This window comes from Saprospiraceae bacterium (assembly GCA_016713025.1).
Taxonomy (GTDB): Bacteria; Bacteroidota; Bacteroidia; order Chitinophagales; family Saprospiraceae; genus OLB9.
In genome coordinates this window covers 3,339,650-3,352,581 of the sequence record JADJPZ010000004.1, presented here as the reverse complement: position 1 = coordinate 3,352,581, position 12,932 = coordinate 3,339,650, and the positions used below count along the sequence as shown (strand labels likewise).

Below are 12,932 nucleotides of genomic sequence, written 5' to 3'. Positions count from 1 at the left end.
CTTACTACTGTTCTAATCTGACAACCTGAGTTTCAAGTCACGATGCTTAAACTTAATATCTTGGTGCTATTTTTTTCCTAATCTTTGTATATGGCAGGTCTTTTTTGCATTTTTGCCATAAAGGCTTCTTGCAGATCGTCAGAGAGAAGCATGCCGGCATTCCACGCAGCAATATATTGCAGACCATCCTGTACACTGTGATCTCGGGTATGCAAGAGGATGTTTTTTGTACCACGAATTGATAATGGTGATTTTTGGGCCATCATTTCAGCTATATTCATCACCTCAGTCATCATGACTTCTTTATTTTCATATGATCTATTGACCAGAGCTAGCTTTTCCGCTTCTTGTCCATACATATTACGTCCGGTATATGCCATTTCTCTGGCTATACCTTCAGGTATGATTTTGGGCAGGCGCTGCAAGGTGCCCAGGTCTGCAACCATACCCATGTCCATTTCTTTGACTGTAAAGTAGGCTTCATCTGTACAATATCTCATATCACATGCTGTCACTATATCTACACCTGCACCTATGCAGCCTCCATGGATAGCTGCTATAACAGGTTTTGTACACGACTCGATAGCATTAATAGGAGCCTGTAGCTGCAATACAAATTTTCTGATTTGTTCCCTGCGCCTACCTTCGCAGTTTATATCACTTGTGGAGATAGACATCAGCATTTCCAGATCTATACCTGCGCAAAAATGTTTGCTTTCTCCACCTGAAAGTATGATCACACGTACCCCGTCATTTTCACTTATCTCGCGAAATATGGATTCGAGTTCTTGCCATGTAGATGCATTGAGAGCGTTGGTTTTTTCAGGGCGATGAAGTGAGACGTGGGCTATTTTATTTTCGGTAGTAAATAGGATATTGGACATAGATTAGGATATGTTTATTGTGAACTAGGTTAGTATTTTTATAAAAGATAGGTTAAAATGATTTTAAAATAATTGCGTATTTGATGTATATCACCACACACAAATATTCGTCCGATCATATAAACCGTTTTAGTGTCGTAATCGATATTTTCAAAGTCTGTGTGTTAGGATATCCTTTTATTAAGTATGTCTAAATTAAAATTTGTCACTTGGAACCCAATAATAAAGTTTAAACATACTCTAAAATGAAGTTAAACTTTGACAGCGTCAGGCATTTAGGACAAGCTTTTATTTTCCCAATGCAAAGATACAGACGTTTTTGATTTCAACTCATACTTAAATTGAAAAAGCCTCATTTATCTTTAATGATAATTTGTATCAGGTTTATTTCTTTGCTGTCATTCTTTCACAAATTGTTTACAGCCTCACCTATCGGAAAACAACGTTAATTCACTGACTTTCAATCCACTGCCCGGATGAACATCTTCCAATCTTAATTCATCCACATCTATATTTCTGACCATAAAATCATACATTTTGTTTTCTTCTTTCCCTGATATATGATCAAATAACGGCCTTTGATCATTTTCAGATCGTACCTCGACACCATACCTGAGCTTTTTTTGGTGGACAAGCTTTTTACCTTTATAAAATCGGATATAACCAACATCTTCCCCATATGGCAATATGCATGATGTGGTCCCTATGATAGAAAAACCTCTTACTTCCATTTCCCTGATGGCAAGAGCATGGACTATATCTGTGCTGTTGGTTGTTGGAGCACAAATGTCTTGAGCTTTTAAAGTCCCTGTCAGCTTGTGCTTTTTGATAGAGGTAACAGGTAATGCTTGCCTGTAGAACCTTCTATTCCACTCTCTGATATGATGATATGGCAACCGATCCGGTAGTTCTTTGCGACCACTCCACGCATAATCCATTGCAAGGATATAAGCCCCGAATTGTTCAATATTGATGATCATATTGTGTTCGCTGCTTTCGAAATCCGCCCAGGTGGTTTGAAGCATTCCGATATCCTGATCAATGGCGGCATGTACAAAACCATAAACATTGTCCGGGTGCAACCATGGTGATGCGATAGGTATGTTTTTGTTGGCCTTCCATATCTTTAGGTTTGGTTTGTAGACTTCAGGATTTTTATCATCCAGATAGTGCCAGTCAGCAACATATGTACCTGAGCGAATGGTACTTCTGATCAGCGCGGCCCGTTCCTTAGTCCTGCCATTGAGTGCATCAGGCCCTTCTTCTGGTCCCAAACCCATATCTCCCCAAATCATTAAACCGGACTTCCTGCTTTTGGCATAATCTGCCATATATTTCATTTGGATTTTCCAAAGGTCAATTTCTTTTTCTCGAGGGAGATGAAAACCTATCATTCCTATTTCATCAAATCCGATATGTATTGTTGTGGGCTTGAGTAGTCTGAATGTTTCATCCCAAAGTTTTTTTACTGATTGTCGGGCTTCAGGCAGGAATGCATTGAGCGTATAGGGATAGAGCGGGTTGATGGCGAGATGCCTGTTGGACCTGTGTTTGAACAACCACTCCATATGTCCGAGACTTTGAATCAACGGGATAGGCTCTACGTTATGCTTTCTGAAAAAAGAAAATGATTCACTCAGGTCCTGAAGTGAAATATTGATGCCGCCTCTCATATAAGGCTGAGATGTCCATTCAGCTTGTTCGCATTGTATGACTGTTTTGTTTATTTTTAGTGGGAGTAATATGTTTTCAAACATCCGCTTGTGCAGTGCCAAAGAAGTTGGACCTGTAAACATATGAACTCCTCTCCAGGATATTTTCGGTTTGTCTCTGACGATCGCCTGCGGTATGACCAGCTCACCATTTTTAAGCAATGTCATCTGTACAAGGGTGTGCAAAGCATGCTGAAGGCCTATCGGGGTTTTGTGTTTTATAATAATATTGCTCCCGTTAATATTTAACTCATATTGTTCTTCCTCAAATTTTTGATCAGGAATTGACTTTATGTTCGGAAAATAACTGTCTCTAATTTGCCATTGTGCTGCCAGTATTTCCCGAAATTTAGTAACCACCTTATCGGAGACAGCATTTTTATCACCCTTAGCAGGAATTGTATAATATCCTTCTTTTAATGTCAGACTTTCCGGCTTTGGAAGGATAACTGATGGTTCCATTTCAAATTTTTCTTCACCATCATAGACTATCTCTGATGCAGTCGATTGCAGGGAATGAATGACTGTATTCTTATTGTCTTGATCTATTTGTTCAATGGAAAATTGTCTTATTAATTTATCACCTTTTTTTAATGGAATATTGTGCTCATACAATTGAAGAAATTGTGCTCTTTTGTCGTAATCATTTTCTTTTGGATTAGGGTGATCATTTCTTGATATACTGAATGGGTGAGACGATGTGATTTTGAATGTTCCAAATCCTGTTTTTAAAATCAGTTGACGCCCATTAAATTGTTTGATATTTTCGATAGTAAATTCAGCATTGCCATCGCTGAATGTGCATTCTTTCAAAAAAGGCAACCAAAACTTTACATGAACAATGTCTCCAACAGCGTCTTCTTCACTCAACCACTGGCAATTTATTTCAGTTTCAACTTTGTTTTTTAGCATGTTTTTGAGGCTGTAAGTTCCATGCACAGCAGTATTGGCAGAGCCCAAAATGAGCACAGTTTTATCTTTTACAGATGTGTCTATATCTTGTTCCCACCATGTAAAGTAATAATGATGGTGCTTCTTGTCGGGTGTAAAAAAACTCACTTCTGACCCATAAGACCAATCAAGACCTCCAGTATTGATATAAACACCTTTTTTCGGTATCAGGCGAGCTTGAGTCTGAGATGTAATCGTATGATTTACAAATATTAAGATAATTGAAATTAAAACTTTGATATATTTCATAGTCATTATAGTCTGGTCATTATTTACAAATGTTTTTGCCATTCCTGATACCGATTGTACAAATGCCCTGCCTGATGATAGGCACTCTGAGGGCTCATAAAATGTGAAAATTCAAAAGTAATCGCTTTGTCATAACCACAACGAGCAGCGGCTTCCAGCTTCATCCTAAGTTTATCAAACTTGATAGGCAGAAATTTGATAGGCATATCCCTATCAAAAGACTCAGCATTGGTCCAGCATTGCATCTTATATTTATCTGCCAATTGTTTGTTTACAGTAAAAAAAGCATCTAACTCATCATAATCTATATGACCATCTTGAAAGGCGACAGCATCCACCACAGTATGAATACCTGAAAAAATTTCATTCCACTCTGCTTCATGCTCTGTAATGGATACAGCATTTTCTTTAGACAAGGAACTTTGTGCAGCCATTACCGCTTTTTTGCCATCTATCCATGGTGAGATAAAGGTTGGCAAACCGCCACTGACATCTTTACATTGTTTTCCGAGCGTATAAAAGGATTCAATGGCACCTTTGGTTTTCCTGCTGATCTCCATACTGAGATACCAGCCTTTGAATGATGGATGATGACCATATTGTGACCAAACTTCGTCAATAACAAAACGATTGATATCAATTTCGTGAGACATATCGTGAGTGTCCCAGTATTTACCGCTGTCATACAGACCGAAGTAAAAATTCATTTCATATTTATCAGCCAAAGATAAAAACAACTCCACAAGATCTTGCGATGGTGCATAACAGCCGTGCTTAGTCATCAGATACGATGACGGCCATGTGATGAATTTGCGATACCCTCCACGTATCAAAATGACGGTGTCAATGCCAATGGCTTTCATATGTTGAAAGTCGATTTCCCACTCTTTTGCTCCCCAGTTTTGGTGCGGAATATCGTGGCTGATCTCATCTATAAATGTACCTGTAATGCGCATATAGTCAGTTTTTCAATTTTATGTGATGAATCCATTTTTCACTATCAGACATTGTCTCCATGACCCAACTTATCCCACCACATTTTTTTGAGCAGGTAACTCGTCAGGATAAAGACACCACACCAAATGACTATATTGGTATTGTCCTGAATCATGAAGTAAATCGGGATCACCACCTGTGCCATCTGCCATACGATACCGATGATAATATTTAAAGTATCTTTACCAAAGTCCTGATTAGGTATAAAATCAGGATTTTCTTTCATCACAGCTTCCTTTACTGGTCCCCAGAATCCCCAAGGCCTAGTTCTTCTGTAAAATTCCTTTACCGAAACCATATCTTCAACCGGATGTAAATATGTACCTACTACACAGCCTATAATTGAAAATGTCAGTATCACCGGAAAGATAAAAATATCGACATACTGTGGAAAAACAAAAAGCTTGACTGTAGAAGCAATCAAACCGAATAGCATACCATAAAAATATCCATAGCCCGTAAATCTCCACCAGATCCATTTTAGTGCATTGGCGGCTGCATACCCTCCGTACAGGGCTGCTGTGATCCATAAAGTAAGCTGATTGAGCGAAGATGCAAAAAACCCAAATACAATCCCAACAGCGACCAATGTCAGAGACGCATAAACACTCAATCTGATATACTTTTTATCATCCGCATGTGGGTCGATGTATTTTCTGTAAATATCATTGACAATGTAGGCCGGAGCAGAATTGATAAAAGCCGAAAATGTACCCATAAATGCCGCCAAAAGTCCAGCAAGCAATAATCCTTTCAATCCAACCGGTACAAATTTTTGAATGGCCATGGGCAATACCTGTTCAAAGTCAATCTTACTTCCCATGGCAGTAATCTCCGGCCCCAGATATACCAAACCCAAGACAGCAAATCCTGAGACCATCAGATATCTGGGCATATACATCACAAGGATGGTGAGAATGCTCATCTTTGCCGAATCCGATGGTGTGCGTGTGGCCAATATCCGCTGCATGTCATAACTTGGAACAGGTCCTGCAATAGATGCAAATACACCTTTAAACAGCATTAACATAAAGAGCATGCCAAACAACCCAAACCCGTCTGATGCTATCCGTTCGTTGATAGCGGCATATTGTGTACCCGACCAGTCCAGGTCAAGATTCCAGCCAAACCATAATTCGTCCCATCCCGCAGGTACCACTGACATAATCTGTTCATGAGTAACAGAAGTGAAGGCGATATATCCAATTGCCAGACATGAAATGGTCATGATCAGAAATTGGAGTACTTCGGTAAATACTACAGAATACATACCTCCCTTGATGGTATAAAAAGCTGTCAACCCGCAGATCAACAAGGCATATCCATGCGCTGAAGTAAGGCTTAAGGTCTCTACGGACATATCCCATGGCAATACAAGGACACAAAACTTACCAATACCTTCAAAAAAATAGGCCATAAATCCTAGTACACTTACGATGGCAAATGCCACAATGATAATATGAGAAAGTTTGGATCCTTTGCCATCTCCAAACCGGAAAGTGATCCATTGAGCACCGGTCATCACATTGGAACGACGCATCCATATGGCCAGATACACAAAAACAAACACCTGATTCCATACCGGCCACAACCAGGGTATCCAGGCGCTTTTCAGACCATAAATAAATAAAATGCTAACTGTCCACATTGTCCCGGAAATATCAAACATTCCTGAAGCATTGCTTAACCCCAGCATGTACCATTTCAAGGTATTGCCGCCTAAAAAGTAAGCATTCAAATCTTTGGATGCAGCTTTGGCAAAGTAAAAACCCAAACCAAGAACTAAAATAATATAGGTGGCTATGATCAGGATGTCGATGATGTGTAGGGACATATTTATTTTATTTCTTGTATTAAAAAGTTTCCATTGTGGTCAGTCTCAATGCTGAAAGGATCAATCAAGGTGTCCAATATGATAGCTGTCTGATATCGGGTCAGGAAGGTATTTTCAGTATACTTGCCTGGTTTTATATTTCGAAGGATCTTGATGATGTCTTTCAATTCTGTTTCTGCCTTGATCGTTTTCAGAAGTGTCACCAGATATGCAACTTTCAGGTCTTCACCGGAACCATCCCTTCTTTCTGACAAATGCGGATATACATACCTTAATCCATCCAGCAAATCATACTCAGATAAAACCTTGTTGGGATAAAACCAGGTCTGATTTGCCCACTTGTATGTCAGACCAGTACCTTTGAGGATGCCACTTGCTCCTATTCTTTGTACCGCTGCAAAATATTTGTCACTTGTTGCTACATCGATATAAGGCATGATATAGGCACCTGATTTTAATAGTTGCTGCTGTACTTTCCTGATAGAAACTTTTGAAAGAAGCTTCTTATCATTAATTGCCTGAACCGCGATGGCACCTGCTGCCTGACCGATGCCCAATACTACAGGTTGCAACCTTGTAGCTCCGTTTACAATATTGGATACACTGATACTTTTTTCAGCAACGATCAGGCCTTCAGTATTTTGAGGAATCAAACTTCCCATCGGAATATTGTATGAAGGTGCTTTTATGTTAAAAAAATGTAATTCAGGTGCTTCGGGATTTTTTTTGTGATGGTGGTCTATAGGATAGTCTCCGACAGCGACCCCGTTTCTGTAATATTTTTTATCCTGATCAAAGGGTTTCACCAGATGCTCTGCCTGAAGTCGTGCCAATCCCTTAATCCTGCGCGATTCTCTGTGATAAGGAATAAAAGGCAAAAGATCATCAGTCGGATATTCATCATCTGCAATGCCCAGATGTTTGAATCCCAGCTCTTTCTGCATATAATATACATATCTCAGTGTGTGAAGTTTTGCTTCTTTCAATCTTTCCAATCGGTTTTTTCTGTCATCATGCAGCACATTCATATAGATGTCGTTGCCACATGCCGGCCAGTTGATCATATATTTACCGTTGGGCAGTTTGCCGTAAGTCATCATTTTATCACAGTCGATATTAGGTTTTGAAGATATAGAAGGATCTTTTGTGTCACAGCAACACTTAAATTCATCGGGATTATAGCCTTCTGGTTTTGGTATGGTTTTATCCGCACCTTTGCCATAATCTTTTAGAATGACGACATAGGTAAGATCCTGCACTATGTCATTCGCTTTATCGCCAGCCCATGATTCGCCCGTAAGTGGACCGCTATCCATACCTATATCAGCTGGCAATTTGAGATATTGACACACTTCACCTGTCTCTGTGGCATCAATCAGAATGTTGCAGGTGTACTTTTTTTCAACTCCATTTTCATTGATAATGATGGTCCATTTTTTATCATCTTTTTCAGCGGACAGAAAAATACTATTATAATTAACCGTAAGATTTTTTTCTTTGGCTGTTATATTTTTAAATATACGATTGCCTATACTTGGTTCAAATAGTGTATTGCTGACCCATCCGGTTTCTACTGCTTTGGGACCACCATAATGTCGATACAGACTGTCTCTGAACTCTTTCCAGATTCCGCCTGCAATCCTGTGATTGCCGTCAAAAGCTGCTACTCCAGCAGATGTAAGCATACCTCCGAGCCACTGATATTCTTCAATGATGAGGGTTTTTACACCTGATCTTGCCGCATGAATTCCTGCAGAAACACCACTCGCTCCACCACCTATGATGATGACAGGATAGTGAATATGCTGGCAGAATACAAAATGCACAGAAGAAGAGAGAATAAAGAATATCTTAAATATTTTCATTATCATATTTCATCAAAATTGATTCAGACACAAAATTACAATAATCGTGCTCGTACACAAATTTTGAATAATATAATATTTAGTGCAATGTCGTTTAGTTAAGACTTCTTTATAAAGTCTTTCCCTTGTAATGGAAAGATTTAGATAGGGTAAAAACAAAAAAAAATCCTTAACTAAACGACATTTATATTTAGTGTATCTAAAATTAGTCCCAACTATACCAAACTGAAAATTGATTGCGAAAATTTATAATCATAATTATTTACTTTATAATACATTATGATATGATTTTGTACCAAAATATTTCCCATTCACAATAACAAATTGACACCTTTTAGGGCCTAAACATATTGTTAGTTGCTATTAATGGGTCACCCAATTAATTTTTCCACAGCAATACCTCTGGAACCTTTGAGTAATATTGTGCAATCCTTTATATTTCTTTTAGTAAAATAGGATTTTGCATCATCTACATTTTCAAAATACACACCATGCTGTTCATTTTTCACATTAGAAAAGTTTTTACCAATAAAGATGACATCATTTAATTGAAGTGTTTTGGCAAGTGATATGATTGCTTTATGTTCTTCGGCAGTGTGATCTCCCAATTCCAGCATATCACCGAGAATCATCATCTTGTTAGATGCATCCAACTTTGCGAAACTTTCTATGCTATATTTCATGCTGGTTGGATTGGCATTGTATGCATCTTTGATGACTGTGTTGGTACCGAGTTTGACGATTTGGGATCTGTTGTTTTCCGGAAGATAATTTGAGATAGCAGATGAAATATCTGCAGGCTCCACTCCGAAATACTCTCCGGCCGCAATGGCAAAGGCTATGTTTGAAATATTATAACTTCCATAAAGTTGAGTAGAATGAGTGGTACCATCATATTCAAAAGTTATGAATGGTTTTTCCTCCCTGAGTTTTGCGAGTGCTGAAGCAGAATAAATAATAGTCGCTGAATGTGGAGGCAATAAAGACATCAACACATCATCATCGCTGTTTATAAATATTTTTTTATGATGAACAGCTGCATGTCTGTACATTTCTGATTTACCTTTTTTGATACCTTCCACTCCGCCGAATCCTTCAAGATGCGCTTTTCCTATATTTGTAATCATCACATAATCAGGCTCTGCTATTTTGCATAATGCGTCGATTTCTCCCTGATGGTTTGCTCCCATTTCTACAATCAGAAATTCAGTTTCATGGCCTGTCCCAAGGATGGTTAGTGGTACTCCAATATGGTTATTAAGGTTTCCTGCAGTTGCTTTCACATTATATTTTTTTTGCAAGACATCACGACATAATTCTTTCGTTGTAGTCTTACCATTAGATCCGGTGATAGACAAAACCGGTATTTTTAGGTGACTTCTGTGATGATAAGCCAGTTGCTGGAGGAACTGAAGGACATCATCTACAAGTATATAGTTGCTTCCCTGATCAAATTCTTCCTGATCTATGATGGCAAATGCTGCGCCTTGTTCGATAGCAGCTTTTGCAAATTCATTGCCATTGAAGTTGTCTCCTTTCAATGAGAAGAACAAACAATCCCTTGTGACCTTTCTGCTATCGGTACATATCACCGGATGTGCGGTATAAATCTGATAAAGCTGCTGAATATTCATATAATAAAAAAGCCCCTGCATTACTACAGAGGCTATATCAGTTTAATAAAATTATTTGTATCTTCTTTTTACTTTTCTTCCTGATTCCTTAAAAGTATTTCCGCCTACATCTTCATTACCTGCTGCTCCACCTACTCTTATCATTGCGCATCTGAAGCCTATGGTTCTGTCTGCTTTGTCTTCATCTTTATATCTTCTTGCTCCGGGTTGAAGCCAGAAAAGTCTGTCTGCCCATGAACCACCTTTATATACTTTAGATTTGTCAGATACTAAGGTTGTTTCTCCATAAAGATATTTGATATTGTCAGAGTCACCATCCTGATATGACCTTACATCACCTTTTCTGTAGTTTTCACGATCCTTTGCTTCTTCATCATCTACATATCTGTATTTCAATCTGCCAAGAGAATCTTTTTCCACAGGATTACCTTCTTCATCTATTACAAGAGTCTGAAATTGATTACCTCTGAATGGGTTTAATTCATGATTGTCAGTATCATTAAGCGTCATGGATGTGGTAGGTCTGTATGTATCTGCTGTCCATTCACTCACATTTCCAGCCATATTGTAAAGACCGAAATCATTGGGAATATAACTTCTCACAGGGCCGGCGAACGATGCATTATCATTCAGATTGCCTGCAAGTCCCATATAGTCACCTCTTCCTCTTTTGAAGTTGGCGAGGATTTCTCCCTGCGATTTATTTCTTTTCTTGTACCTTGCAGTATTACCATTCCACGGATATATACGTCTGTCAGTATAGACTTCATCATCTGATGTAGGCTGGTTTCCTTGGAGAGCCAATGCTGCATATTCCCATTCAGCTTCTGTAGGTAGTCTGTAATCTGGTAGAAGGATACCATCATCAAAGGCCACAGGTCTTTCTCCTCCGTTGACAAGATTCGGAAGGTTTTTCTTTACATTGCCTTGATATTTACCAGTAAGATAGGCCTTGGTGTCAAACACATCTGAATCTTTGGATTCCGGGGTAGGGTTGAGGATACCTTTCTCTATCAGAAGCATCTCATTCACCCTGCTTGATCTCCATTTACAATATTCATTTGCCTGAATCCAAGACACACCTACTACCGGATAGTCATCATAAGAAGGGTGTCTGAAATATGTTTCGACAAGGGGCTCGTTAAATGCGAGTTCTTCCCTCCATACAAGGGTGTCAGGAAGTGCCTTTCTATGCACTTCAGGATAAGTGATGTATTTATTCTTGAGCCAGTGAAGATATTCTCTGTAGTTGATATTAGAGACTTCAGTTTCATCCATATAAAATGAAGAAACAGTAACTCTTCTGGGGACATTGTTAAATTCGTAAATCGGGTCATCGGTGTTTCTTCCCATTGAAAAAGTACCACCTTCTATAAGAACAAGGTTAGGACCATCTATTTGGCCTTCATAATCTTTTTTCTCAAATCCACCCCATTCCGGATCATTGTATTTCCATCCTGTTGCAGATGAACTTCCGCCACTTCCGCCTTTTCTGCCGCAAGAAGTGATCAATATGGCACAACACGCCATCAAAGTTAAATAACTAAAATAATTTTTCATGGATTGATATTCTAAAATTCTAAAATTAGCGCGCAAATATACGGGTTTTTAAATTTCACCGTTTTAATAATTAAAAAAAAGGATAATAAGTTATGCATTTTTCAATTTCTGCTACCGAAATATCGCAAAACAATCGTTATAATCCTGCCTTTTAGGATATAGATGCTCAAAACTTAGTACTACCCCTATCTCATGAGCACCTCCTTGTCGAATATTTAATTGAGAAAGGGTCAAATCGAAACTGTAAGTTATTTTAAGAAAGTCTTTTTTAACACCAAATGAAGTTATCAAAGCATCTCCATTGAACAGCGAATGTCTGTACCACAAACCTCCCTGAATTTTGTTGACCGAAAGATAAGCCCCAGCATTGAGCTGATGAAAACCTCCTTGCCTCAAATACATAATATTCGGAGATATAAACGTAGGATCAATTCTTTTATTGCCTGACCTTAATATAATTTGCATTCCGCCATGTAAAGAAAATCTGACAGGCAAAGATTGGGACGATTCGCCCGTGTTAGTGCCGCTTTCAAGAAAAGAAATATCCGGGGTATTGAGATTTTTTAAAGAGACACCTACATAATACTCAGGATTGAAAAAGACAATACCAGCCCCTATGTTTAAAAGATTTTTTGAAGTATTACCGGGCGTTTGCTCTTTGCTTGGAAATGGAGTGCCACCGGGAGAAATATGTCCTGAACCGGGGTCTATAGCATCTCCAAAAATAAGTTTACTCCAATCAAGCCCAAGATGTGAGTAACCTATCTCCATTCCACCCTTTATGAATGATTTTTTTTTAACTCTCAGCTTGTAGCTGTAATATCCTGTCAATCCTGTAGTACGAAGTGTGCCATCTCCTGCATTGTCTGTGAGTAATTGAACACCGACTCCACTGTTGAGTCGCCTGACAAACTGGTCATATGAAACTGAATATGTTGTGTAAATTTTATCAAGAAGGGGCCATTGATTGCGGTAGTTCAGTTGAAACAAGGGGCCATTTGTATTTCCTGCAAGAGCTGAATTAAGCTGGAGATGAGCATTATAATATTGACTGTAGATAGGATCCTGACTCTTTACTACTTGTGTAAAAAATAAAAAAATAGTTAAAGCCCAAATTCTTATTGGTTTAAATATATCGAATTTAAAAATATTTTGAATTTGGGATGGCATTAACAATCTTATAGACAATACAACGGCAAATATGGTCGTTTTAAGGTGAAAAAGAGGAAAATTTAACAATTATTTAT

General features: G+C 38.5%; 8 protein-coding genes. All 8 read right to left on the bottom strand.

Features of this window, described 5'->3' with window-relative positions; translation table 11 throughout:
* Nucleotides 1-77 precede the first annotated feature (77 nt).
* Nucleotides 78-884 (bottom strand): crotonase/enoyl-CoA hydratase family protein, encoded by an 807-nt coding sequence (locus tag IPK35_20630; protein MBK8055606.1) that lies wholly within the window; start codon nt 882-884, stop codon nt 78-80.
* A 425-nt stretch (nt 885-1,309) separates the two neighbouring features.
* Complete coding sequence (locus tag IPK35_20625) at nt 1,310-3,838, bottom strand: hypothetical protein (protein ID MBK8055605.1); 2,529 nt, start codon at nt 3,836-3,838, stop codon at nt 1,310-1,312.
* Nucleotides 3,820-4,752: a DUF4434 domain-containing protein gene (locus tag IPK35_20620; protein MBK8055604.1), complete on the bottom strand. Its 933-nt coding sequence runs from the start codon at nt 4,750-4,752 to the stop codon at nt 3,820-3,822. Before IPK35_20620 ends, IPK35_20625 begins: the two co-directional genes overlap by 19 nt.
* A gap of 44 nt (nt 4,753-4,796) precedes the next feature.
* Entirely contained in the window at nt 4,797-6,626 is a 1,830-nt protein-coding gene (locus tag IPK35_20615) for a Na+:solute symporter (protein MBK8055603.1), read from the bottom strand.
* Between the two features lie 2 nt (nt 6,627-6,628).
* A complete protein-coding gene (locus IPK35_20610; protein MBK8055602.1) occupies nt 6,629-8,497 on the bottom strand; it encodes an FAD-dependent oxidoreductase in 1,869 nt (622 codons plus the stop codon).
* A 365-nt stretch (nt 8,498-8,862) separates the two neighbouring features.
* Complete coding sequence (locus IPK35_20605; GenBank protein ID MBK8055601.1) at nt 8,863-10,125, bottom strand: UDP-N-acetylmuramoyl-tripeptide--D-alanyl-D-alanine ligase; 1,263 nt, start codon at nt 10,123-10,125, stop codon at nt 8,863-8,865.
* A 51-nt stretch (nt 10,126-10,176) separates the two neighbouring features.
* A complete protein-coding gene (locus IPK35_20600) occupies nt 10,177-11,685 on the bottom strand; it encodes an SUMF1/EgtB/PvdO family nonheme iron enzyme (protein ID MBK8055600.1) in 1,509 nt (502 codons plus the stop codon).
* A 111-nt stretch (nt 11,686-11,796) separates the two neighbouring features.
* On the bottom strand, nt 11,797-12,855 hold the full coding sequence (locus IPK35_20595) for a PorP/SprF family type IX secretion system membrane protein (protein MBK8055599.1): 1,059 nt from the start codon (nt 12,853-12,855) through the stop codon (nt 11,797-11,799).
* Between the last annotated feature and the right edge of the window lie 77 nt (nt 12,856-12,932).

What these genes read in the sequence shown, in the direction of transcription:
- IPK35_20630 (MBK8055606.1), bottom strand. Translation starts at nt 884, where the DNA reads ATGTCCAATATCCTATTTACTACCGAAAATAAAATAGCCCACGTCTCA.
- IPK35_20625 (MBK8055605.1), bottom strand. Translation starts at nt 3,838, where the DNA reads ATGGCAAAAACATTTGTAAATAATGACCAGACTATAATGACTATGAAA.
- IPK35_20620 (MBK8055604.1), bottom strand. Translation starts at nt 4,752, where the DNA reads ATGCGCATTACAGGTACATTTATAGATGAGATCAGCCACGATATTCCG.
- IPK35_20615 (MBK8055603.1), bottom strand. Translation starts at nt 6,626, where the DNA reads ATGTCCCTACACATCATCGACATCCTGATCATAGCCACCTATATTATT.
- IPK35_20610 (MBK8055602.1), bottom strand. Translation starts at nt 8,497, where the DNA reads ATGATAATGAAAATATTTAAGATATTCTTTATTCTCTCTTCTTCTGTG.
- IPK35_20605 (MBK8055601.1), bottom strand. Translation starts at nt 10,125, where the DNA reads ATGAATATTCAGCAGCTTTATCAGATTTATACCGCACATCCGGTGATA.
- IPK35_20600 (MBK8055600.1), bottom strand. Translation starts at nt 11,685, where the DNA reads ATGAAAAATTATTTTAGTTATTTAACTTTGATGGCGTGTTGTGCCATA.
- IPK35_20595 (MBK8055599.1), bottom strand. Translation starts at nt 12,855, where the DNA reads ATGCCATCCCAAATTCAAAATATTTTTAAATTCGATATATTTAAACCA.